The organism is Clostridium phoceensis, from assembly GCF_001244495.1.
GTDB lineage: Bacteria > Bacillota > Clostridia > Oscillospirales > Oscillospiraceae > Lawsonibacter > Lawsonibacter asaccharolyticus.
In genome coordinates, this window is the sequence record NZ_LN866274.1 from 3169768 (window position 1) to 3193443 (window position 23676).

Here is a 23676-nt window from a genome sequence, read left to right on the forward strand (position 1 = left end):
CGCCTGAAGCTCATTTCTTTTTTCCCCGGCGTTTTTTGCCTCCGTCATCGGCTCCCTCTGCCGCCTCTCCGCCTTCCCGCTGCTTCTCATTCATAAAGGTCAGCAGCCGCTCCCGCAGGAACTTGGGATTCTCACCAGATTGGATGGCCATGATCCCCTCCATGATGATCTGGCGGCACAGGATCTCCTCCTCATCCCGCGCCGTCAGATTGGCGGCAATGGGGTTGAATACCACATGTGCCAGCAGAGAGCCATAAAATGTGGTGATCAGAGCCACGGCCATGTCAGGCCCCAGGGAGTTCATATCCGCTCCATCCAGGTTCTTCAGCATATTGATCAGACCGATCAGAGTTCCGATCATGCCAAAGGCCGGTGCCGCATTGGACCCCCGCTCATACATGGCGATGACTGCCCGGTGCCGCTCGGAGGTCTGCTCGATCTCATTTTCCAGGATACTGCGCACCCGCTCCGGGTCATTGTTGTCCACCACCAGCATGATCGCCTGCTTAAAAAAGGAGTTTTCCTGCTCGTTCCCCTTCTCTTCCAGTGCCAACAGCCCATTTTTTCTGGCGATCTGTGCCAGCTCGGTCAGCTGATCCACATACACCTGCGGATCAAAGGTGTTGGAGTGGAGCATGATCTTAAAGTGCTTTGGCAGGGACCTGATCTGCTTGGGATAGCAGGCGACCACCACCGCCAGCGTGCCGCCGATGACGATCAGAATACTGGACAGGTCCACAAAGTTCTTTAGGTTTTCAATACTGAAGCTGAATTGAAGTGTCGACATATCGAAACCGACCACAATTCCAAACACAGTAAAGAAAAAGGCCATCACAATGCCGACGATATACACAATATTCATAGCGCGTATCCCTTCTTTTCTCTATTGGGAGGCAGGATGCGGCCCCGCCTCAGCTCCGCCTGTCCAGAACACTGATCTCCCGGTGGATGTCCTGGACCTTCGCGTTATAGTCGGCAATTTTCTGGATGATCTCTTCTACGGTGTCCTTGACCAGGTAATAGTCATGGTTCATCATAACGATTTTGCACTCCGGGATCAGCTCGATGCACTCGATCTGATTGTGATTGACCAAAAAGCGCTCATTATTCATTTTCCGCAATACGATCAAGATTATGCCTCCTCGCTTCCGGCCTTCCCCCGCCGGGAATCCGGCGGGGGAAGGCATCTGTTTACTCCAGCGGCGCTCAGCGCTTCATGTTGACCAGCTCTTCCAGCATGGTGTCGGTCACGGTGACGATCCGGGTGTTGGCCTGATAGCCCCTCTGGTAAACGATCATATTGGCAAACTCAGTGGCCAGATCGGTTCCAGATGCCTCCAGAAAGCCAGGTTGAAGGCTGGTCTTGCTGCCAGCGGCCAGCATGTTTTCAGGATCCAGGTCCGCATTTCCCAGCTTGTCCTGATTGTTCAGGTATCCCGTTACAGAACTGTTGGCCGTTCCGATGGTCAGCGTCCCTGCTGCGTCGCCCGCGGTGAAGTAAGGGCCCTCGGTGTGCTCCAGGCCATTGGGGTTTGTCACCTTTCCCAGTGCAATATAGCCCACAACCACCGGGTCCCCGGTATCATCGTTGACACAGGATACCTGCCCGTTGCTGTCGATCTTCAGGCTGTTATAGGCGATGCAGTCACCGGTGGAGTTCTCTGCGTCCGTTCCTTCCTCCGCCGGAACATTGTGTCCGGTGTCATCCACACCAGGGAACAGGGCGTCCCCCGGCTTGATATCTCCCTGGGCGGCGTCTCCCACCGCCTTCATAGGCAGGCGGATAGGGACCAGCTGGGTACTGATCCCATCTCCGTTCGTACCGGCCTCATCTGCCTGATCAGCTCCATCCATATTGCAGGTCACGAAGCCATATACCACGTTGCCCGCGCCGTCCACCAGGTATCCATCCGAGTCAAATCGGAAATCACCTACCCTTGAGAGGGAGAGAGCTTTGGCGTCCTCCGCGTTGTTCACGTCCACATCCTTAGGCCCCACCAGGAAAAAACCATCTCCCTGGATAAAACAGTCGGTGGGCATCCCGGTGGACTCCAGAGAGCTGGTCGTCATATCCAGATCGATGGTGCCGATGCTGCATCCATAACCGGTCTGGCGCGGATTGGTCCCGCCTACCATGTTTGTGCCGGCGGAACCAGCGGCCTGAGTGGAATAGATGCTTTCCCGAAAGGTGACGCGGCCGGGCTTATAGCCATAAGTATTTACATTGGCCACATTGTTGCCCACTGTATTCAATGCCTCCATGTGTGCCTTCAGCCCGGAAATTCCCGCGCTCATTGCTCCTGTCAATGCCATGCTTCAGATCTCCTTTGCTTTTGGTGTTCTCTGTTTCGCGCCGCCGGGGGCCCGTCAGTCGCACGTCCCCCAGGACATCCAAAAATGGTCCTGTCCTCTGTTTGTCACAGGATCACGGCGCCGTCAATGTTGGTAAATATGTTCTCTTTCATCTCATCCTGGGACATGGTGGTAATGACCCGGCCGTTTGGAACGTTGATGATAAAGGCAAGGCTCTGGTCAAGGGCCAGGATATTCGTCGCCCCCTTGGCCTCCGCCCGCTCCACAGAGTCCGTCAGCCGGTCCAGAAGATTGGGTGTCACCTCGATCCCCCTCTCCTCTGCCCGCTCCATGGCGTGCTTGGAAAAGGCGATCTGTCTTCCGCCCGTCCGTTCCAGCTCCTGGCGCAGAGCTTGTACAAAGCCGTCCCCGCCTCTGGCCTGAACGGCTCGCGGTCGGCCTATCCCGGCTTCCAGACTGGCCCCCGTGATAGATGCTGTACTGTCGATCACTGCGCTCACCTCCTTTGGATCAGCCGCCCCTGCGGCTCAGGTCTCGGGCGTCTGCGTATCTCCGCCCTCACCGCTGCCTCCCTCCGGCTCATCTGGAGTCTCCGGAATATCTGGCAGGGTCCCCACCGCCATGATGTCGCTGAGGGCGTACATCTCTCCGTCTACAAAGATCACTGGTACTCCCTGGTACGTCCCTGTCCCGGTGACGGTTCCCACTACCTCCTGGAGCTTTCCATCCTCGCCGTACTCTCCAACCGTCACGGTCTTTCCCACCAGGGAGGCCGCATAGGTCAGCGTGTTGGCGTCCACCAGCGTGTCAATGCTGGTCTTGACCGTGGTCATCATCTGCACCACCGACATCTGTACCAGCTGATTGAGCATATCCGAAGTATCTGTGGTGTTGTCCATGGTCTGATTCTGCAGCTGCTGGACCATCAGCTGCAGATAGTCGGTAAAATCCAGCCCCATGTCCTCTCCCTTTTGATGGATCTCATAATCCTCCATCCAGGAGTTGTCCGAGGAGCCGGTCTTGCTGCTGCCATAGACGCTGGCCCGCTGACTAGCCAGCAGGCTGTCCAGCGCCTGGGGCATAAAATCGCTGCTCACTGTGCTTTCCTCCTTATTTTCTTACACAGGTGCGGTCTCCTGCTCCAGCAGCCCCAGCTTCAGCTGATGAAGGAAGTTTTCCGACTCCTCCCGCTTCGGGTCCCGGTGCTGCTCCTGGGGCTGTCCATTCTGCCCGCCGCCGTTCTGGTCAGTCTGCTGCCAGCTCCGCCCGCTCTCCTGAGGGTGGGCCACCTCGATCCGGACTTCCTGCTGGCTTCCGTTCTGAAGCATGGAGCCCAAAGTCCCCAGGTGCTCTCGCAGGAGGTTGGCTGTATGTTCGCTCTCCGCCCGCAGCACCACATGGAGTGCGCTGCCCTCACTCCGGGTCAGCTCCACCACCACATTACCCAAGTGCTCCGGTGTCAGCTTCAGCTCTATCTTCTGGATCCCCTGGTCCGCTATGCTGCGAATGGTCCTGCTCAGTCGGGCATCGAACTGTTCTGACGTGGTATCCAGCACTGCGCCGTCTCCTACCTTTACGGGAGCGGCCTCCGTCCCCTGGAACAGCTTCTGATCGCCTCCGGTCTGGAGCTGTGTGACCTCCACATCCATCTTCTGGTCTGTGCCCGGCTGCTTTCCACTCTGCTCCGACTGCCCCTCAGGCTGCTCCATGTGCTGGCCTTCCGCCTTGACCTGGAGCTCCGCTCCTTGTCCTTCACCCTCCGCCTGTCCAGCAGAAGAGATAAGGGACCCAGGTGCGGCCTCCTGTTCCACTTTTTGCGGCACAGCCGCTTCACCAAAACGCTCAATATTCTGCGGGAGTGCTGGCTCCGCAGCCTTCTCTCCCTCCACAACAGCATCAGCTGCCGGCAAAGCAGGCGCCTGTGCTGTTATCTGTTCTGCCTGCTCCGTTACAACAGCGCAGCCCACGAATGGCACGATCCCCCTGCCGGCCAGGACCGAACTCAAATCCAGCATCAGTGGAACGCCCTGTCCAGCTGCTTGAGCCGCTACATCTTCGTCCTTCTGCTCCGTCTTTCCGGTCTCTGTATCTTGGGACGGATCTGTCTTCTGAGGCTCCTGCTCCGTTCTTTCCCGGTCTGCCTGGGTTCGCTTTTCATTCAAAAGCGCCTGAAAATCCATCTTCTGCTCCGGCCTGCCAGCAGACACCCCGATATCCGGCAGGGTGCTCTGGGCGATCTGTCCGGCCAAATAAGCCATTTGAAGCGTCAAATCACTTGTATTCATCTTTCTCACCTCCTTTCAATGCTGAAAGTCAGAGCAGGCCGGCTTCCACCGCACGAGTATTGGCCACCAGTTCGTCGATCCGCAGTTCTTCCTGCCTCTGGAGTTCTTTCTCATAGCTCTCCAGCTTTTTTTCCCGCAGTTTTTCCAGTGACGAGGTGTCCTGCCTGGCCGCGATCATCCTCTTCCGCCGTTCTTCGGCCTCCGTCTGAAGCTGGTGCAGTCTGCTCTCCTCACGCTGGATCTCTCCCTCCAGCATCCGCAGCCCCATCTCATAGCCCATGGCGTCCGCAATGGTGATCCCCTCTGCCTCTGCCCTGCGAAACTGCTGATTCAGGCTCCGGTGGCGCGCCTCCGCTTCCCGCAGCCGCCGCTCCTGCTGCCGGACCCGCTGGATCGCCTCCGCGTATTCATTTTGAGCACCATCCAGCACCTGGCGCTTATACTGGAGGACCGTATCCAGACCGAATTGAAACCGCTTCATTTCCGTTCCATCCTTTTCACAGCAGCCCGCGCATTGCCTCCAGATCCTCCTCATAGGAGAATGCCTCATTCACCCCTTGGGTCAGGAATTGGTTGATCCCGTCAATCTTGCTGATCGCGTAATCCAGCCGCGGGTTGGTCCCCGCCTTGTAAGCACCGATGGAGACCAGATCTGCATTCTTTTCATAGATCCCCATCACATCCCGTACCCGGGCCGCCAGAGTCAGGTGCTCCGGCGCGACGATGTCATTCATCAGGCGGGAGATGCTTGCGTTGATGTCGATGGCCGGGAAATGGTTGCTGTTGGCCAGCTTTCTGGAGAGCACAATGTGTCCGTCCAAAATGCCCCGCACGGTATCCGCGATGGGTTCGTTGGTATCGTCGCCCTCCACCAGCACGGTATAGACGCCGGTAATGGAGCCTTTTTGAAAATTTCCGCTGCGCTCCAGCAGCTTGGGCAGTTCCGCATAGATAGACGGAGTATAGCCGCGCGCCACCGGGGGCTCCCCCACTGCCAGCCCGATCTCCCGCTGTGCCATGGCGAACCGGGTCAGTGAGTCCATCATCAACAGCACATGACACCCCTGATCCCGAAAGTATTCCGCGATCCCGGTGGCTACTGAGGGGCACTGCTTGCGCAGCATAGCCGGCTGGTCAGAGGTTGCCACTACCAAGATGGAGCGGCGCATCCCCTCCTCTCCCAGGTCCTTTTCCATAAACTCCAGAACCTCGCGTCCCCGCTCCCCCACCAGGGCAATAACATTGATGTCCGCTTTCACATTTTTCGCGATCATCCCCATCAGTGTGCTTTTGCCTACACCAGATCCCGCAAAGATACCGATGCGCTGTCCCTTCCCGATGGTCAGCATGCTGTCTATCGCCTTCACGCCAAACTCCATCCGCTCCCGGATAGGGGGGCGTGACATGGGATTGATATACTGGTTCCGTTCCACACAGAAGGACGTACCTCCATGGAAGGGCCCCTTTCCATCGATGGGCTGTCCCAGTGCGTTAATCACCCGCCCTTTGAGAAAGGCTCCCATCATCAGGCTCAGCCTGCGTCCGGTATTGCGGACAAAATTTCCTGAAGAGATCCCGCTCATGTCGGAGTAGGGCATCAGCAGCATCCTGTCGTTCTTGAAGCCCACTACCTCCGCCAGGACCTGTCCACCGGATTCTCCGTTGTAAATCTGACAGATGTCGCCCACCGCCGCCCGGCCTCCCGATGCCTCGATAGACATGCCCACAATATTTTCAATTTTTCCGGTATAGCTGATGGTCTCCGCCTTTCGGACCTGCTGGATCTTGTCTTCAAACATGGAATCTGTGCCCTTTCCGCTGTCCCGGCTGTCAGCCTCCGCTGAGAACGTCCCGGATGTTGTTCAGCTGCGTGGACGCACTGGCGTCTATGATCTCGTCCGGCATCTCGATGATACAGGCACCCAGCTCATCATCTGACATAGGGATGATCTTGATATGCTCTGAGAGCCCTGCCAGCGCTGTGGTAAGCTCTGGGGTGATCTGGGCCAGATCCCTGGCCTCATATCCCCCCACATAGATATGCACCCACTCCCGGCGCTTCAGCTTTTCTGTCGCCACCTGGATCATACGGGCGATCACATCCCGGCTGGTCCGCAGACTGATGTGGATGACCTTCTCCGCTACTGCCAGGCTCAGCTCACACAGTTCATTCTGGGCCTGCTCCAGCAGCGAATCCCGCGCTGCCGCCGCCTGCTCCAGAAAGCTGCGGATACGCTCTGCCTCCTGTTTCCGATGCTCTTCTATCTGGGCCGCGCCCTCCACCCGGGCCTGCCGCAGTCCCTCTCCGTAGCCCTGCCGGTAGCCGTCCGCTCTGGCCAGCTCCTTCTCGGCCTCCGCCTCCTGCCGGATGTGCTGCCGCTCCTGTTCTAAAAGCTCCTCCGCCTGTTGCCGGGCATCCTCCAAGATCTTCTCCGCCTGGATCTTGGCGTAATTCAGGGCATCCGCCGCCGCAGTACGGGGCGCTTCCGGCTCCTGCTCCTGGAGCGGCGTTTCCTCCGCCTGTTCCCCCTCGGGCTCCGTGCTCTCCTCCACCTGGAGGCTCTCTGCATCCGGAAATACATAGGAGTTGACAGCCGGCTTCAGGAAGCTCTTAAAAATATTAGGCAATGATATCGTCCTTTCCGCCCTTGAGGATGATCAGCTCGCTGCGTTCCTCCAAGTCCCGGATGATCCCAACAATGCGCTGCTGGGCCTCCTCCACGTCCCGGATGCGGACATTGCTGGTGATCTCCAGATCCTCCCGGATGCTCTGTGCCATGCGGGCCGACATATTGGTGAAAATTTTGTTGGCCACATCGCTGTTTGCGCCCTTGAGCGCCAGCACCAGATCTCTGGGATCGCAGTCCCGGACAAAGCGCTGCACCGAACGGTCATCCATGGTAACGATGTCCTCAAACACAAACATGCGCTTGCGGATCTCATCCGCCAGAGGCTCGTTGTACTCGGCCAGGCGGTCAAAGATGTTTTTCTCGCTGGAGCGGTCCAGATTGTTCATCACATCCGCCACAAAGTCTACTCCGCCCACCTTTACATTGCTGGCTGTCATCAGGCTGGAGAACTTCTTCTCCATCTCCGCCTCGATGATTTTTACCGCAGTGGGGGAGGCACTCTCCATATTGGCCATATTCTCAATCACCCGGACCTGCCGCTCGTCATCCAGCTCCTCGATCACGGCTGCCGATTTCTCCGCATCCACATAGGACAGCACCAGCGCGATGGTCTGCGGTCTCTCATGCTGCAAAGCCGCATACAGGGACTTCTCATCCGCCTTGTTCAAAAAGGCGAATTCTCGGTTTTTCAGCGACTTGGTCACCTTCTCCAACAGGCTGGTAGCCGTCTGCTGGCCAAACGCCTTTTCCAGTACAGCCCTGGCGTATTCCAGGCCGCCCTCTGTCACCGCCTTGTTGGTCATGCACATCTGGTAGTACTCAGTCAGTACGTCTTCAGTGGCGCTGGAATCCAGATAACCCAGTTTTGCCACCTCCAGGGTAATCTGTTCCACGTCCTCCGGGTCCATGTACTGATAGAGCTGGGATGCCTTGTCTGTGCCCAGGGAGACGATCACCGCTGCCGCTTTCTGTTGCCTAGTCAGCCTGGGATGGGCGGTGCCTCCCTTGGATATAGGTTCGCTCATCCCGCGTCATCTCCTTCCCGCAGCCAGTTTTTCACCATCTGAGCCGCAATTTCCGGATTTTCCTCCGCAAATTTCCGCACATCCCTCCGCAGCTCCAAGCTCTTTTCCGTCTTCATATCCATGATATCGGCCCCCTCGGGAGCAGGCGCCGGGATCTCCTCCGCCCTCTGGACCGTCTGCACTCCATCCAGCTTCTTTCGGCGCTTTGACCGCCTGCGGATCAGCAGGACTACCATCAGGAGGATCACAAATACGCCCAGCCCGGCCAGCGCCGCATAGAGCATCCATGCCGGAACGCCATCCGGCACCGGGATCGGCGCCGTTCCCTCCTGATAGAAGGGTTGGATCAGAATGGATATCTTTTCATTCTGGAGCTCTGTGCCGATTCCGGCCGCCCGGGCCACATGGGGATAGAGGCTGTTTGCGCTGGCACCCCCCGCCGCCGATTGGTTAATGGTGACAGACACCATCACATCCGCCACAGTTCCGGCCAGATGCTCCACCTGGACCTTCTCCGTGTCCACCAGGCTGTGCTCCTCACCGCTGTTAGAGATGAGCACCTCATCCCCGTTGGCATTCAGCTGCTCCTGAACATAGGTATTCAGATCTGCGTTTGAAGGGGTCCCGACCGTACCCCCGGCCGTCTCGTCTCCCCCCCGGATGATCTCCTGCTCGAAGACCCGGTCTCCGATGATGCCCTCTCCATCTTCCTCACCGCTGTAGTTGGTGGAATCGGTATAGGTCCGGTCCATGTTTACGATGCTGTTAACGCTCACCCGGATGTTTTCTTCCCCAAACAAGGGGATCAGCACCTGCATCACCTGGGTGCGGATCTTGTTGTTTGTCTGCTCTTCCAGGCGCATCTTCAGCGCAGAGATGTCCTGTACATCGGTGATCCCGTCCTGGGCAGTATAGTTGTTGCCGAACTGGTCCTCAATGGCCACAGCGTCGATGCTCAGCCCCTGAACCGCATGGCTGACCGCATTGCGGATTGCCTTCACCTGCCCGTCTGTGAGGGAGGCCCCTTCCTCCATGGTCACGATCACTGTGGCGCTGGCCTCCACCACATTGCCGCTGTCCAGCACATAGGTATGATCCTCTCCAGGCGTGATAAAGACTGCCGCGTCCCGCACAGAGGAAAAATTGCGGATCACGCCCGCCAGCCTGTCCTGTAAGTCATACAGTGCCAACTGACTGCGCTCTGATTCTGTGGTCAGACTGCTCACGTGGTCCAGATACATGGAATAACCCGACCCGGAGTTTGGATAGCCCTCTATCAGAAGTGCCGCCTTCAGCTGCTCCTCCTGACTTTCCGGAACCAGGACCGTGTCCTCTCCCTGGATCTGGTAATCCGTCACCCCGTTATCAGACAGATAGGAGACGATCGCGGTCAGATCCGTCTGGTTCAGCCCGGTAAAAAGGACTGTATAGGGCTGGTTCAGGCTCACAACCAGTACCAGAGCGATCACCACAAGGACCGCAGCCGCTCCGGCCCCTAAAAGGATCTTTGTTTTTTTTGCCGCAGACAGCCACCACTGTTTGATCTTCTGGAAGAATCCCTTTACCTTCTCTTGCACTGCTTACTCCCTCCGGCTCCTGCTGTGATTACAAACTGATCCGCATGAGCTCGTTGTAAGCATCCAGAGCCTTATTCCTCAGCTGAATCAACAGATTGACAGACATTGACCACTGGCTGCTGGCAATGGACATCTCCGCAGGGTTGTCCATCTGACCGGTCGCCAAACGATATTCTGCATCATTCTTTACCCGCTCTGTCTCTTTCACATTTTCCACTGCCGCCTGAAAAATATCAGCAAACAGCGAGCCCTGCTCCCGGCTGTCCCCGGCTGTCCCGACGCCTCCTGCAGTATCTCCCCGAAAAAGGGGTTGGATGGGGTCTATAGGCCGAAAATCCATCACTGTTTTCTCCTCCGCATCTGCACTACCAGCACCTGATCAGCAGGTGCTGGTTTCAATCTTTCTCTTATTTCCCGATCTCAAGTCCCTTAGCCGCCACCTGTTTGAGCACATTGAATGCGGTCACATTGGCCGAATAGGCCTGACTGGCCGCCATGGCATCCGCCATCTCCTGCATCAGATCCACGTTGGGCATCTCTACATATCCCTCCGCATTGGCATCAGGGTGCTCAGGATCATAGACGAGCTTAAAGTCAGAGGGGTCCTCCACAATTTCAGTTACCCGAACGCCTCCCTCGGTGCCGGAGGCTCCTCTCCCCAAGGCACGGTCCAGTGCCGCCTGAAACGGGCTGCGCTCTCCCTCCGCCTCAAATACCACCATCTTGCGTCGGTAGGCTCCGCCCCCCTCTGTCCGTGTGGTGGTCCTGTTCGTGATGTTCTCCGATACTACGTCCAGGCGGAGCTGCTGAGCGGTCAGCCCTGATCCCACCACATTCATTGAGCTTAAAAACGCCATATTAGGTCCCTCCCTGTCTCATTAGCCGCGGATGACGGCCTGAAGCGTAGCAATGTCGCTGGAAATGGCCCCAAATACATACTGCATTTGATACCCGTTGCGTGCCAGCTCCACGGACTGTTCTGTGATATTGACACCGTTTCCGTCCATGCGGACACTCTCCTGCGCCTCCCGCACGACTACGGGCGTCTCTTCAATGGCCTTCCGGATGGAAGAAGAGGAGATTCCATTTTGGGCGGAGGAGAGGACGGCATTTTTGAGCGCCTCCTCAAACGTAGCGTATTTCACCTGATAGCCCGGTGTCTCCACATTTGCGATGTTGTCTAAAATGCAGGATTGCTTGCTCCACAGAAATTCCATGGAGCGCTGCATCATCAGGAATGAGTTGCTGCTGAGACCATCCATTTTATCGACCAGCCCTCTCTTCTTTTTCGGTCATTTTCATGGTTTTTCGACAAAATCTGCAAAAAAACAAACCCGTTACCACATAATAATAAGATATGTTGTTTGCGCACAAAAAAGAAACAACATAATAATAAGTTATGTTGTTTCTTCCATTGTGGGCATGATTAGAAAGCGGTCAAAATGCCGACCTGTATTTGAGCGGTTTTATCGATGTTATCCCAGCAAAATGTAAACTTTTTCGGTGGTTTAATGCGATTTTTCAAAAAATATCTTAGAAAATGTAAAAGAAAAAAGAATGGCCTCTTGTTTTTTTGTATAAAAAGAGGCAAAATTCGACTTGCAAAAGCATGGAGAAAACTGTAGAATAATAGCGCCAAAAGATTTTTCAGAACTTTTTTTTCGTATGTAAACAACATAACTTATTATTACGTTGTTTTCTATTGCGAGACGGCTGCTCCGTATTCAGCACCGGAACGAACAGGTTTAAAGATTCGATCTGTGCTCGGTGAACCTCACCTGTTGCCAGGGTATATATACGCGTTGTATTGACGTTTTTATGTCCAAGGATATCCGCTAAATGCAGGATATCCTTCTCTTTTTCGTAAAAGGTGCTGGCAAACAGATGCCGCAGATTATGGGGATATACTTTTTCCTCTGGCACTCCGGCTTCCCTGCACAGCTTCTGCATCGCCCTCCACACATTGCTCCGGTCCACGGGCCTTCCACCGCGGGTAATAAAAATCGGGCCGTGAGAGATCCCTATCCATGCCGCATAGTCCAGAAGGACATCGCAAAGCTTTTGCGGGATCAGGATCACCCGGCTCTTGCCTTTATTTTTTGCAATAGTGTTTCCACTCACTGCCGCCTCAACTGTAATATATTGCAGCTCACTGATCCGGATCCCAGTAGCGCACAGCGTCAAGATCAGGAAGTACAGACGGATCTGTTTTTTCCGCCGGGCTGTCTCCAAAAGGCGCCTATATTCCTCCCGCCCCAGCTCCTTTCTCTGGTCACAAAAAGTCTGGTACTGCAGCTTGAACAGCTTGACGCAGCATTCCCCTGCCCCGACAAATTTCAGAAACTGATTCACTGCAGTCAGCATGGAATTTGCGCTGCGCACCGCGTACCGCTCTCCCAGCCAATTTTTATATCCAATGATCTGCTCCTTCCGGAAGGAGCCTTTCCCCTTCTGAAAGGTCAGGAACACTTTGACATCATGCATATATTTTCTGATCGTCGCCTCGCTTTTTTCATCCAGCTCCAGATATCGGCGAAAGGCTTCCAGTGCCCCATCTTCTTTCTCAAAAACATTCTTTCCTGCATTTTTTAGACTCATAATTTCTCCTCCAAATCGCTTTTTTCATGTTGAGGTATGCATCTATTGTAGTAGGTGGGACACAAAGTTCCCTTGTTTTAGTGAATGTTTTTACATATATTATGAGTCCAAGTACGGAAGTCTATTTCACTGCCTGCCCTGCTGCATAGAAAAATCCCTGCCGGACCTCCGTATTCACGGAGGTCCGGCAGGGATCCTATTCTCATATATTCAACGCTCAAAGGGTCAGCGCGTTGGCCAGCATCACAGCCATCTCAGCGCGAGTGATCGCCTTTTGCGGACTTATGGTTTGATCTGCTGTTCCTGACAGGACTCCATACTCCACCATAACTGCCATGGCGCTTCGCGCATAGGCTGAAATGCTGCTTTCGTCCCGGAAGCGGCTGAGCATCTGCTCATTTCCGCTGCCCAGGCTCCATCCATCCGCCTGCATTGCCTTCATCAGGAACACCGCAGCATCCTGGCGGGTAACCGGTGATCCTGGATGGAACCCTCTGTCCGGATAGCCGCCTGTAATGCCCAGCGCTTGGGCAGTCATAACAGCCTGGGCATAGTAGCTGTCCCGGGGAACATCCCAGAATCCAGCCTTTCCCTGCCCAGAGAGCTGAAACGCCTGACAGAGCATCAGTACATAGTCTCCCCGGGTGATCTGCTGTCCGGGGCTGTATGTCCCATTTCCCGTCCCGTGGACCACTCCGTTTTCATACAGGAGATCCACCGCCGGAACCGCCCACTCAAAGGAGCTCATATCCCAAAAATACCGTGAGGCTGTGGCGGGCCTTACCGAGATCTGGATCCGACCGCGGTATTCGTTTCCTTTTGTGTCCCATCCTGTATAGGAGATACTTGCTGTCCCCTGATAGCCCACTTTCGGAACAAAGGTGATCTCCGAAATTCCAGGGGACTTCGCCGGATAATAGCTGGTGGTCATCCGGACCTCTGTATTGCTTTCCCCCGCTCCCTGGTATTGAAAATAGAGTCTTCCTACACTGCTGCTGGGTATATCAAAACGCACATAGGCCAGTCCGCCCATCCCGCGGTCCTCACATGCCTCTTGAAAGTCCCGGGCGTAGAAGGAGAGCGGGCGGCCGTCTGTCGTGTAGGTAATCACAGAAGGCCCTTTCGGCTCCTCCACCGTAACTCTCACAGTCCCTTCAAATTTGCCGCCATCTGTGCTCCAGCCGGTAAATTCCAGATCCACCGCTCCGAAAACACCTTCAGCGGGGACAAAGCACACCCGGTCCAGATAGGGATCTGTCCCACGGTAGTAGCTCTTGGACTCCGTCACCTTACTGTCATAGTCACCATCGTCATATCCGTAATACAGCGTCCCCTTGGAGGAGCTGGGCAGCTCGAAGCGGACATAGCGCAGCCGGCTTCCAGTCATCTCCTGACAGAGATCGTCAAAATCTCCATCGTCAAAGGTGACAAAGCTGTTGGGCTTCACCCGGTACTCGATGAGGTCCGATCCAGTATCCACGCCGATCTCCAGCTGGCCCGAGAAGTCCTCTCCATTCGTCCCCCGCCCGGTAAAGGGAATGGAGACCACGCCAGAAAAATTCCGGGCCGGCACGAAGGTCACCTGGTCAAGATAGGGACTCCCGGAGCGGTAATAGCATTTAGAGCTGGTCACCTTGCTGTCATAATCTCCGTTATCATAGCGATAGTACAGGGTCCCCTGGGCTGCGGGGGGAGGGTCAAAGCTGACATGATCGAGCGTGCTCCCCGTCAGTTCACGGCACAGCGCGTTGAAATCGTTGTCATCCAGTGTGACTTTTCCATTTTGATGGACGGAATAGCGGATATCTCCTTTGCCGCCCCGGCCAACGGCCACCTCCATAGTACCGGCAAACCGGTTTCCCTTTGTATCCCAGGCGTTAAAATCGATCTCCGCCGTTCCGGAGAAATCCCTATCTGCCACAAAGGTGACCCGTCTGAGGTAAGGGGAAGACGACCGGTAATAGCTGCGTCCCTCTGTTACCCGGCTGTCATAGGAGCCGTTTCCGGTATAGTTGTAATACAGAGTCCCCTCTGAAGAAGCAGGCAGTTCAAACTGGACATAGTCCAAAGCATATCCCGTGATCCGTTTGGCCAGGTCATTGAAATCACTCTCGTCCAGGTTCAGCCGTCCCCCCTGAGCGATGGAATAATTCAGGTCGCCCCGACCGCTGGCCTCAGAGATCCGGATCGTGATCCTCCCCCGGAAGGAGTCGCCGTAGACGTTGTATCCGGTATAGGAGATCACGACCTGACCGCTGCCTCCCTCAGGTACAAAATAGACATCGGACAGACTGGGAGTTCCGGAACGCTTGTACTCCTTGGAGGGGTCTACCTCGCTGCCCGGATTGGCCGGGGAGATATAACGGTAATACAGAGTTCCCTTTCCACTGTCCGGATGAGAGAATTCCACATAGCTCAGATCCCGGCCTGTCCGGTTCCGGCAGACTCGGTTGAAGTCATCCGGGTCAAACTGGACCGCCTTATCGGCGGAGGCAGCATACTCGATCTCCTCTGTCTCCTCCACCTCTACCTCAATGGTCCCCTGAAAGGAGCCCCCATCCCTTGCATAGCCGGTATAGGAGATCACCGCCGTTCCGCTGAAATCTCCCTTGGGGACAAAAGCCACATCGCCCAGGCCCATCTGGCTGGCCGAGGGATCGGCATAGTAGTTCTCGCTGGTCCCCACCCCAGCTCCAGTATCCCCTTCAGAATTATAGCGATAGTAGAGCGTGCCCTGCCGGGTATTCACCCACAGGCCGCCCACATAGTCCAGTGAGCTTCCCAGCACGCTTCGGCACTCCCGCTCCAACTCTCTCTGGATCTCGTCAAAGCGCAGCGGGTCCCCCGCTCCTGCAGCTGCCGTGATCACATCAGCGGTGTTGGCCTCTACAGTGACCTGGCAGGAAGCCGTATAAAGGCGGCCGCCCGCCCGGATCTCGGCGGTGACCGTGGCCTCTCCCACGGATACAGGATAGAGATACCCATTGTCCACCTTCAAGATCCTCTCATCGCTGCTGGTCCAGGCGGCATCCTCCCGCTCCAGCGCCGCGCCATAGACTTCCGGGATCAGGCGCTGATTTTCATTTTCCCGCATAATAAGGTTCTCCGGCAGAACGATGCCCCGCACGGCAGCCTCACAGGAATCTGTCAGGCCGCTCTGCGACCGGGCCGTAATTTTTGTGCGCCCCGGTTCCCGCCCCGCGGTCACCAGTCCAGTGTCCCTGTCCACCTCGGCGGCATCCGGGTCCGAGCTGGACCAAGTCACAGGCTCAGCCTGATCTGCCGGGGTGATCTCGGCCCGGAGCTGGAGGGTCTCACCCGGCTCCAGCTCCTGATCCCCCTCCGGGGTGATCCGAAGGCCGGCCGGCTGATCCGGAACCACAGTGATCGCGCAGGTGTCCCTCTCCGCGCCGCCCTGACAGGTCACAGTGGCCACCAGGGTCACCGGGTCTGTCTCCGTGGTCTCGGCGGTGTTGACTGCCTCCACCTCCACGGTCCAGCTGTCCCGACCAGAGGCGATCCTGACCCGCTCCGGATCGTTGTTCTCAAGGGACCACTCGATCCGCGCGTCTTCCATCTGGTCCTGGCTCAGCCCGGCGGCCGAAGCCCTCACAGAGGCCCGCTCCCCCACTTTCATGGAGAGGTTGGAGGGTGTGACCGTCACACCGGTCAGCTGTCCGCCGCCCTCCGGCTCCCCCTCTGCCGCCCAGGCCCCGGGCACCAGAGAGCCCGCCAGCACCAGTGCCAATGCCAGGGCGGCGATCCTGTTCGCGATACTTCTTTTCATCATGATCCCTCCCGGATCTTAAGCCATGGGCGGGCAATGCTTTGCCCGCCCATGTGGGCTTTTTCCTTTAGTTTCCCGGATAATTGCCCTGTGTCACCACAAAGCGATAGGTGGTCCCTCCTGTGATCAGCCCGATCCCCTCTGTCGGCTGCAGCTCCAGCGTATAGCTGTCGTTCTGGCGGCTGTTGGCGGATGCGTCCGCCAGATGGCCCGTGTTGCAGAAGCTGAACGTGGCCCCCACCGGTGCATCCCAGAAATCCAGCGTAATGGTGTTGGTGGTATTGCCCGATTCCTTGCTGTACTTCAAATTGCTCTGACTCTGGTTGACCAGATTCAGGAACCCCACTTCCTTCTGTTTGTCCACATCGCGCTGGATGATGGCCCGGAGGGTGTCCGGATTGCCGGAATCGTTGATGTGGTAGATGGTCTCGCTGAACTGGAGCGTCACAGTTCCGGAGACCCGTACAGGATCTGCAGCATCGTTTACCTTGGTCACCGTGGTCGTCACCTTGAGCAGCACAGGGGCGTCTTCGTCTGGGATGCGCACCCCGTCCACCGCCTTGAAGGTCCACTTCCCGCCCAGCGCATTCTGGGCTGTAGCCAAACAGACATAGGCAGTGGCGCTCTCCGGGTCCATGGCATTGGTAAAGTCATGGGCCTGGGGCTCTTTCTGCGCCATATTGGGGATACTGCCCTTGTCCAGCGCCTCGCTGCTGGTCTGGCTGGTGATGGCCTGACGCACCTGCTCCTTGGTCTCCTCACTGGCATAGCGGTCAAAATAGGATTCGCCTGTCACACCGTTGATGGTCTTTTGAATGGCCTCCAGCAGCGTCAGGTCAGTTATCTCTGTTCCAACCTTATCTCGGTACTCTGGGTCCAGATGATTTCCCGCCAGGTTTTGCCCAAACAGGGGGGGCAGCTTGTTGGAGGCAAACAGGGAATAGTACAGGGTGGCATCCTGGGAGGTGGTGAACTCCACCTCCGGGTTGACCGCCCGCATCGTGATGTAGGCCGGAGTCACATCGTCTGTGCTGAACCGGTAGGCATAGACCTCCGAATAGACCTGGGAGGAGCTGCCCTGGATCACAAAATAGGCGATGTAGTCCGTTTTGACTTCCAGATCCTGGACGATCTTCTCCACCTCTGTGGCGCCGCCCTGAATGGAGCCGTGCTTGATGCGTGCGTTGGCCTGATTCCCCGCGTTGATGATAGACAAGGGCGTGGGTGCGGTGATGTTAAATGGGTATTCCATTCCGCCGCTGCCCGGATCGTTCTCCCCATTTTTTGGAAGCGCTTCGTAGTCTGTTTTATCGGTACTGAAATGATATTTCTTTGAGCCGTCCCGCTCCTCGCCCTCTGTAGTTACCGTCCCGTATGGAGCCACCATATAATAGATGGTCCCCGGCCGGTCCAGCATCAGGTACATTTTGACACTGGAATCTCCCGTCTCAAAGTTCGGCCGGTTATCCACAAAGATGGGCGGGGTCTGGTCGCTGAACTGCTTGCGCAGCGTAAAGTCGTCCGGCTGTCCAATGTTGGTCACCCCTTCAGCCAGCGCTTCCTCCAGTGCGGAGCTGTCCAGCCGTCCGTTGGCCAGGCTTCCCAGATCGCTGGTGCTGCCCGCCACCACAGTGACCCCCATCGTTACCCGCTGGCTCCAGGTATCCCGGTCCCCCAGGGTGCCCACCCGGGTAAAGTGGACGGCATACTCATACTGGTTCTCCTCCAGCAGCTGATTCAACTGCTGGAACTGGGGGTTGTTTCCCTTCTGGAGGATCCGAGTCAGGCTGACGCCCCTCCGGTCGTCTCCGTCCGGCACTGTCAGCTCGATCTCCTCGCCGATCCGCTCCCATTTCCCCGGCGTTTCAGCAAGATTGGTCCGGCGGTACAGATCAAAGGCAATGCTGGTGTCTGACCAGATGATCATATCCCAGTCCACGTTGTCCGGCACGCTCTCAGTAGTGGCGGGGGCCAGCAGCCAGCTGATATCTACCAGCTTGTCATCCCCCGTCAGCTGGATCTCCTGCCCCGGGTCATGGTAGTCTGTGATCGTTCCCTCCAGCGTGGACTCATTGGGGTTGCTCAGGTTGACCACTGCGAAAATGGTCTTGAAGGTATCCAGCTTGGTCTTTCCCATGATATTTTTGGCGTCTGAGGTGTCGGAAATGGTGTTGGCCTCGATCTCAAAGTGGTACTCTGCACCGCTCTGGAGATTCAGAGCACTCTCCTTCTCGCTGTCCGCAGTCCGGAAGATCACCACCGTTTTTCCCTCTTCCATGGTAACCTCGGCATAACGGTAGTCGATCACCCAGCCTCCCTGGGTCTTGTCTGCGGCATCCACACCATCGGCCACCAGCTCCGGGCGCCCGCTCCCTGTGTCCACATATAGCTTGATGCTGTTTCTCAGCACATTTCCCAGGGCCGTTCTGGCCTGTTCCTTCTCCGTCTCCCCCTTGGCGGCAGTCACCCGGTCGTAATACTCCTTCAGTGTCACATTGGCTGCCGCGTCCTGGACCTCCTCACTGAACACCAGCCGGATATCTGTGTCCGGATAAGGCGTCCCCGATTCGTCCCCGTTGTAGCGGGTAAACTCCTGGACCACGGTTGGGGCGCTGGGGTCCAGGGTATGGATGGTGATCACCTGAACTCTGGCGGAGTAGTTGCCTGCTTTGTCCTGCGCTACATAATACAGGTCATAGGCCTTCTCTGGGTCGAGCCCGCTGACATTGAAGCTCACATCTTTGTCCTGGCTCATGTTCACCTTGCCGCTTTTCAGGGCGTTCATCCCCGCAGAAACCTGCATCTTGGCCGTATCACTGGACAGGTCCACCGGGCCGGACTGCCCCGCCAGAGGCTTGGGGTACTCTGTCCCCTGTTCCACCACCACCCAATACAGGGTTCCCGCCTCATTTAGATTGGCATAGAGGCCCACCGTGGTCCGCTCCACCTTGTTTACTGTGGCGTTGGTGTTGAACTTGGGCGGGGTGCGGTCCACAGTCGTGAAGGACAGCTTCTCCACCCGGGAGCTCTGTCCCCCTTCCACATCAGTGAGCCACAGATACAGATCATAGCTCTCCAGTTCCTCCAGTGCCACGTTGTTCACATCAAAGGAATAGGCGGTGTTTTTGGTCACATCTCTGCTTCCATAGCCAAGATTTCCTGTTACGGCGTTGGCCTTGAAGTCCTGCGCCGTGGGAGCCTGCGCGCCTTTGGGCAGCAGCGCCCAGTAAAGCCGGCAGCTCTTGGTCGCCATCACAGTCACCTGCGCAGACACATTTGTGACCTTGGACATATAGGGGTACCCATCGGCAAAGCCTGGCACCGTATTGTCCGGAGTCGTGAAGGAGAGCACCTTCAACGGACTCTGATCCCCTCTGGCATCCACCAGCACCGCGGAAAGATAGTAGGAGCCGTCGGAGACGAGCTTGCTGATTTTTGCCGTAGACCTCTCTCCCGCTCCGCTCAGAGCGGCAGAGCCATTTGCCACGATCTTCGTGGTATAGGAGGGCGGATCGATCAGCTCATCCGTCCCCACCGAACCATCTGTCACCGAGGTGACAGCCCAGTACACGGTCCCACGCTTATTGCCGCTGAACTGCGCTGTGGCAGAGGATGGGGCCAGGTCAGTGATTTTGGGATACCCTGAGAGCAGACGCGGATCTGCAGAGGACTCTGCCGCTGCCTCACTGTCCATGTTTTCTCCGTCGATGTTGGCCGTATCCCCCGGCCGGATCACGATCTGATCGGGCAGCATGGACACATTGCTCCCCGGTGCGTTCACCACCAGATCTCCGATGTCTCCGTCCCCGGTGACTGTGGTCCCCACATCCAGATTGACATGATCTGCCTCCGCGCCGGAAGAGATCTCCAGTGTGCTGTCCACTGCCTTCTCATCCACTGTAATGGTGTCCACACGTCCGCTAGAGATGCTCAGTGCAGACTCCGGTGTGCGGTTGACCACATTCTTGATGTTGCCTGCCAGCTTCAGCTCCAGGCCGTTTTCTCCGTTGAGCTCGATCTCCTCGATGCCGTGTCCGGCTGGGGTATTGTCCGCCAAAAAGGCGTCTGTCCGGACGCTGGCCTGCTGGATCAGGCCATCTCCCTCCACCCGGAGGGAGACCTGCTGGTTTTTGATGTTGTCCACCACCAGCTTGGGGGCGTCCACATTGCGGAGGATCACGCTGTCCTCGCCCGCTTCACTGACGCCGCCGCCGCTGACCACGATCTCCCCCAGCACCTTCACGTTCTCCAGCACCACGTCACCCAGTTCCACCCCCGCAGTGACGTACAGATTTCCCGCCACAACGGTATCTTTCAGAGTAACACCGGAGGATGTGATCGTCACGTTGCCCCAAACATCTCCCAGTGTAGTAGTACCAGGCCTGCTGACCGGGGTGCCAACGGCGTTCAGGAGGATCACCGCAGCCTCCCCCCGGGTGATGCTTTTCTGCGGCCGGAAGGTGCCGTCCGGATAACCGCTGATCAGGTTATTCTCCGCTGCCGCGGAGACCATTCCTCGGCTCCATGTACTGATGCTTCTTCCGTCCGCAAAACTGGTGTTCTCCCCCACTGCCGGTTCCATCATCAGGTTCTTCGCCAGAATGAAAGCCGCTTCCTCCCGGGTGATGCTCAGGTTCGGGGAAAAGGCGGTAGGGGAGGTCCCCGTAATATATCCCTCCGTATAGCCGATGTCTACATCTTCCGCATACCATGCGGTGCCCGGAACATCCCGGAAGGGATGTCCCCCCGCAGATTGATAGCCAAATGCCCGGTTGATGATAGTGACAAATTCCGCCCGGGTGATGGGGTCTCCCGGCCTCAGATCCCCATCTGCATCCCCCTGAAGCAGTCCCAGCTCTTCCATTCTTTTCATATATGGCTCTGTATAGTCCGCATGGACCTGTGCCGGGAGCGCCCATATCAAGGTGCAGGCCATGGCACACAGCAGCAGGAAGACAGCCGCCGTCCTCAGATATTCAAAACGAAACTCTTTCCATCTCTTCATCTCTGTCCACTGCTTCCTTTCTCTTTCAGCTTCACTCAGATCCCGGTCGTCCCGCTCAGCTGCAGACTGAATACTGCCTCCCGGATCATCTTTTCTTCCTCATGGACCAGTTCCTCAAACGCCGCTGCAAACAGTGGGATCGGTTCCCCTGAGGGACGCTGCCGTAGCACTTTTATGTTCAGCAGCAGGGGCTGAGCCGTGATCGGCACGGCGATCTGCACGATCTCTCCCTCCGCCAGCGTCCTTGCGCAGAAAAAAGATATCCCCCCGCAGCTCAGGTCATTGCTCAAAATAGGCAGTCTGCCCTTCCATTCCCCTGAGACCGGGTACAGGTAGCTCTCAAACCGGACCGGCATCCGCAGGTTGCGCCGCACATCTTCTCCCAGCCTTCGGACCGACTCGACTGAGATGATATTTCCATCCCGGCGGATGATCCGTCCCTCCATCGCCGGAACTTTTTCCGATGAGCTCACCAAGCTGACATACTCATGGGACAGCACCCGCTTGATATCCCCGCTGTCCACTTGGATCTCCCAGACCGACTTTTCCAGCCCGTCATCAGATGTTCCGTGGGCCACGGGGTTCCCGCGGCTGTCGATCATCAAATATTGATGTCTCATGTCTTTTCCCCTCCTGCGGCTGGTCCAGTCTGCTTGTTTCGTTCTCTCCGAAATTTCTCAGGGTCCTTTGGGTCGAAATTGAGAAAATACACATAAATCTCCACAATTGCCTGATACAGCTCCTCCGGGATCTCCCGTCCCAGTTCCATCTGGGACAGCACCGTGGCCAGCGAGTTGTCCTCATAGACCGGCACTCCGCTCTCCACCGCCACTTCCACGATCTTCTCTGCCAAGTGGCCCATACCTGACGCCACTATGACCGGTGCCCCATTTCCCGGAGAATACTGCAGGGCTACCGCCCGCTCCCCCTCCCCGGGGATCTGGCCTCTGCTAGACCTTGACATTTACACTCCTCTTTCCCTCAAACAGGTCGGGAAACACCTCCGTCAGAGCCAGTGGTCTTTCCCGTTTCATCACGCGGACGTTTTTTCCAGACAATCCGTGGGAGGCCAGTATCTCCCGAAGGTCCTCTGCGACCACCCCGCCGCACTCCATCACCGCATCCGGACCATAAATATCCAGTTCGATCTCTTCCTGCCGGGCGGCCAGCGTCATCTCCAGATACCCCAGCGACTGGATATCCAGCTTGAAGAGGAACTGAATTTTTTCTTGGCCCGGCTGGCGGCTCCCCTTCTCCCGGTCCTCCGCGTCAGGATCTACCCAAAGCTCAGAATACATCGCTCTTCCGTTCCACTCCAGCGGGATGATCATATGGTTGAGCGGCATAAAAACGCTTTCATTCAGCAGGAACGCCCGCACCAGTTCCTGGAAGCCCTCCCGGACATCAGCCCCATACTTCCCTTGGAGTGCCTGCGCCGCCGTGTGGGCCAGGCGCTGGGCAAATTGGTCCTCCTGAACGGCTCTTGTGAAGCTGTTCTCCCGCAGGAGGCGCAGCAGGGCCGCATCGTCAAGTTCGTTCAGTCCGGCCAGCATCTCTCCATATCCGCTCAGCTGGCGGAAGGCGGCCAGGACCCCCTCCTCCCCGCCGTTTTCATAGCGCGCCACATCCAGCATCAGAAGTCCGATCAGAGTCCTCAGCTTCCCAATATCATGGGTCCGCTCCACATAGGAGCCCAGATATGGAATGATCTCTCCCTGGAGCAGCTTCAGATTTTCCGTCCGGCTGCCTGCCTGAAGTCCGTTTTCCAGCCTTGCTGTTAGCTCCATCAGCTGGCCGCGCCAGCTTTTGGGCAGATAGTCTGCCATCTGCTTCAGCCGAAGCGTCATATTCTCTGCCAGGTGCTGCTCCGCCGAAAAATCTCCATAGCGCTTTGCAAAATTAAGAATAGCCTCCCGCATCCCTTCGCTGGGCATGTTCTGATATGCCTGTCGGAGCAGGGAGAACAGCGGTCCGGAAAATCGGTTCCCCGCCTGCATCTGGTTCAGAAAAAAGCGCTGAAATCCCTCCTGATCCATCCGCAGCATCTCCAGCAGCTGTGCCATCTCCTGGGCGATCCCCTCAGACAGTCCGGGTGCCGATACCAGTCCACGCATCCAAACCACGGTCTTTGCCAGCACTGCGGCCAGATCCGGCGCGTCCCGCAGCTGCTGCAAAAAGGTCTGCAGATTGGAATCATACCGCAGCCTGCCGGCATCCAGATGGTTGCCGGCACCCTGCTGCTCTGTCCGTCCGTCCGCCCGGCTGACCCTGGATAGGTCCGGCACGTTCTGCACCCTGGGGTCCTGGACCTGCGGCAAGGCGGAATGACTTCTGTTTTGGCTGGCGCCATCGTAGCCTGGGACCGGATTGGTCGCACCGAGCAGGTCTGCCATACTTCAAATCACCTTTCTATTCTGCATCTGTCTGGACTTTCCCGCTGCATCAGCGGCAGTTCC

Annotated in this window: 20 protein-coding genes; all 20 read right to left on the bottom strand. The window is 56.9% G+C overall.

Annotated elements, in window-relative coordinates:
• Positions 1-10: 10 nt before the first annotated feature.
• The 20 genes from BN1969_RS16300 to BN1969_RS16395 all read right to left on the bottom strand — a co-directional run bounded on the left by BN1969_RS16300 (position 11) and on the right by BN1969_RS16395 (position 23613).
• Complete coding sequence (locus tag BN1969_RS16300) at positions 11-862, bottom strand: motility protein A (RefSeq protein ID WP_050625242.1); 852 nt, start codon at positions 860-862, stop codon at positions 11-13.
• A 49-nt stretch (positions 863-911) separates the two neighbouring features.
• Positions 912-1130: a flagellar FlbD family protein gene (locus tag BN1969_RS16305; RefSeq protein ID WP_050625243.1), complete on the bottom strand. Its 219-nt coding sequence runs from the start codon at positions 1128-1130 to the stop codon at positions 912-914.
• Between the two features lie 76 nt (positions 1131-1206).
• Positions 1207-2313, bottom strand: coding sequence for a flagellar hook-basal body complex protein (locus BN1969_RS16310; RefSeq protein ID WP_050625244.1), 1107 nt, complete (start codon positions 2311-2313; stop codon positions 1207-1209).
• A 104-nt stretch (positions 2314-2417) separates the two neighbouring features.
• Positions 2418-2804 carry a TIGR02530 family flagellar biosynthesis protein gene (locus BN1969_RS16315; protein WP_242850369.1) on the bottom strand — a complete coding sequence of 129 codons (387 nt, stop codon included), beginning with the start codon at positions 2802-2804 and terminating at the stop codon, positions 2418-2420.
• A 36-nt stretch (positions 2805-2840) separates the two neighbouring features.
• The gene (locus BN1969_RS16320) at positions 2841-3410 is read right to left on the bottom strand and encodes a flagellar hook capping FlgD N-terminal domain-containing protein (protein WP_050625245.1); all 570 of its coding nucleotides are present in this window, start codon (positions 3408-3410) and stop codon (positions 2841-2843) included.
• 21 nt (positions 3411-3431) lie between these two features.
• Positions 3432-4598: a flagellar hook-length control protein FliK gene (locus BN1969_RS16325; RefSeq protein WP_050625246.1), complete on the bottom strand. Its 1167-nt coding sequence runs from the start codon at positions 4596-4598 to the stop codon at positions 3432-3434.
• A gap of 28 nt (positions 4599-4626) precedes the next feature.
• Positions 4627-5079 (bottom strand): flagellar export protein FliJ, encoded by a 453-nt coding sequence (gene fliJ / locus BN1969_RS16330; protein WP_050625247.1) that lies wholly within the window; start codon positions 5077-5079, stop codon positions 4627-4629.
• A 16-nt stretch (positions 5080-5095) separates the two neighbouring features.
• Positions 5096-6397: a FliI/YscN family ATPase gene (locus BN1969_RS16335; RefSeq protein ID WP_050625248.1), complete on the bottom strand. Its 1302-nt coding sequence runs from the start codon at positions 6395-6397 to the stop codon at positions 5096-5098.
• A gap of 31 nt (positions 6398-6428) precedes the next feature.
• On the bottom strand, positions 6429-7226 hold the full coding sequence (locus BN1969_RS16340; protein WP_050625249.1) for a FliH/SctL family protein: 798 nt from the start codon (positions 7224-7226) through the stop codon (positions 6429-6431).
• A complete protein-coding gene (gene fliG / locus BN1969_RS16345; RefSeq protein ID WP_050625250.1) occupies positions 7219-8253 on the bottom strand; it encodes a flagellar motor switch protein FliG in 1035 nt (344 codons plus the stop codon). Before fliG ends, BN1969_RS16340 begins: the two co-directional genes overlap by 8 nt.
• Entirely contained in the window at positions 8250-9830 is a 1581-nt protein-coding gene (locus BN1969_RS16350; protein WP_050625251.1) for a flagellar M-ring protein FliF C-terminal domain-containing protein, read from the bottom strand. The genes fliG and BN1969_RS16350 overlap by 4 nt, the downstream gene beginning before the upstream one ends.
• 28 nt (positions 9831-9858) lie before the next feature.
• Positions 9859-10170, bottom strand: a complete 312-nt coding sequence (fliE, locus tag BN1969_RS16355; protein WP_050625252.1) for a flagellar hook-basal body complex protein FliE — start codon at positions 10168-10170, stop codon at positions 9859-9861.
• A 67-nt stretch (positions 10171-10237) separates the two neighbouring features.
• The gene (gene flgC, locus BN1969_RS16360) at positions 10238-10687 is read right to left on the bottom strand and encodes a flagellar basal body rod protein FlgC (RefSeq protein WP_050625253.1); all 450 of its coding nucleotides are present in this window, start codon (positions 10685-10687) and stop codon (positions 10238-10240) included.
• Positions 10688-10708: 21 nt separating this feature from the next.
• Complete coding sequence (flgB, locus tag BN1969_RS16365) at positions 10709-11092, bottom strand: flagellar basal body rod protein FlgB (RefSeq protein WP_050625254.1); 384 nt, start codon at positions 11090-11092, stop codon at positions 10709-10711.
• Positions 11093-11477: 385 nt separating this feature from the next.
• Positions 11478-12428 carry a tyrosine-type recombinase/integrase gene (locus BN1969_RS16370; RefSeq protein ID WP_050625255.1) on the bottom strand — a complete coding sequence of 317 codons (951 nt, stop codon included), beginning with the start codon at positions 12426-12428 and terminating at the stop codon, positions 11478-11480.
• A 217-nt stretch (positions 12429-12645) separates the two neighbouring features.
• On the bottom strand, positions 12646-16215 hold the full coding sequence (locus tag BN1969_RS16375) for an S-layer homology domain-containing protein (RefSeq protein ID WP_242850371.1): 3570 nt from the start codon (positions 16213-16215) through the stop codon (positions 12646-12648).
• 67 nt (positions 16216-16282) lie between these two features.
• The gene (locus BN1969_RS16380) at positions 16283-21220 is read right to left on the bottom strand and encodes an S-layer homology domain-containing protein (protein WP_050625256.1); all 4938 of its coding nucleotides are present in this window, start codon (positions 21218-21220) and stop codon (positions 16283-16285) included.
• 35 nt (positions 21221-21255) lie between these two features.
• The gene (locus tag BN1969_RS16385) at positions 21256-21840 is read right to left on the bottom strand and encodes a PilZ domain-containing protein (protein ID WP_050625257.1); all 585 of its coding nucleotides are present in this window, start codon (positions 21838-21840) and stop codon (positions 21256-21258) included.
• A complete protein-coding gene (locus BN1969_RS16390) occupies positions 21837-22184 on the bottom strand; it encodes an EscU/YscU/HrcU family type III secretion system export apparatus switch protein (protein WP_050625258.1) in 348 nt (115 codons plus the stop codon). Before BN1969_RS16390 ends, BN1969_RS16385 begins: the two co-directional genes overlap by 4 nt.
• Entirely contained in the window at positions 22171-23613 is a 1443-nt protein-coding gene (locus tag BN1969_RS16395; protein WP_050625259.1) for a hypothetical protein, read from the bottom strand. The genes BN1969_RS16390 and BN1969_RS16395 overlap by 14 nt, the downstream gene beginning before the upstream one ends.
• Between the last annotated feature and the right edge of the window lie 63 nt (positions 23614-23676).

Bases quoted from the DNA above. Each gene is read 5' to 3' on its own strand.
- BN1969_RS16300 (WP_050625242.1), bottom strand. From the start codon at position 862: ATGAATATTGTGTATATCGTCGGCATTGTGATGGCCTTTTTCTTTACT.
- BN1969_RS16310 (WP_050625244.1), bottom strand. From the start codon at position 2,313: ATGGCATTGACAGGAGCAATGAGCGCGGGAATTTCCGGGCTGAAGGCA.
- BN1969_RS16325 (WP_050625246.1), bottom strand. From the start codon at position 4,598: ATGAATACAAGTGATTTGACGCTTCAAATGGCTTATTTGGCCGGACAG.
- fliJ (WP_050625247.1), bottom strand. From the start codon at position 5,079: ATGAAGCGGTTTCAATTCGGTCTGGATACGGTCCTCCAGTATAAGCGC.
- BN1969_RS16335 (WP_050625248.1), bottom strand. From the start codon at position 6,397: ATGTTTGAAGACAAGATCCAGCAGGTCCGAAAGGCGGAGACCATCAGC.
- fliG (WP_050625250.1), bottom strand. From the start codon at position 8,253: ATGAGCGAACCTATATCCAAGGGAGGCACCGCCCATCCCAGGCTGACT.
- fliE (WP_050625252.1), bottom strand. From the start codon at position 10,170: ATGGATTTTCGGCCTATAGACCCCATCCAACCCCTTTTTCGGGGAGAT.
- flgC (WP_050625253.1), bottom strand. From the start codon at position 10,687: ATGGCGTTTTTAAGCTCAATGAATGTGGTGGGATCAGGGCTGACCGCT.
- flgB (WP_050625254.1), bottom strand. From the start codon at position 11,092: ATGGATGGTCTCAGCAGCAACTCATTCCTGATGATGCAGCGCTCCATG.
- BN1969_RS16370 (WP_050625255.1), bottom strand. From the start codon at position 12,428: ATGAGTCTAAAAAATGCAGGAAAGAATGTTTTTGAGAAAGAAGATGGG.
- BN1969_RS16375 (WP_242850371.1), bottom strand. From the start codon at position 16,215: ATGAAAAGAAGTATCGCGAACAGGATCGCCGCCCTGGCATTGGCACTG.
- BN1969_RS16380 (WP_050625256.1), bottom strand. From the start codon at position 21,220: ATGAAGAGATGGAAAGAGTTTCGTTTTGAATATCTGAGGACGGCGGCT.
- BN1969_RS16385 (WP_050625257.1), bottom strand. From the start codon at position 21,840: ATGAGACATCAATATTTGATGATCGACAGCCGCGGGAACCCCGTGGCC.
- BN1969_RS16390 (WP_050625258.1), bottom strand. From the start codon at position 22,184: ATGTCAAGGTCTAGCAGAGGCCAGATCCCCGGGGAGGGGGAGCGGGCG.
- BN1969_RS16395 (WP_050625259.1), bottom strand. From the start codon at position 23,613: ATGGCAGACCTGCTCGGTGCGACCAATCCGGTCCCAGGCTACGATGGC.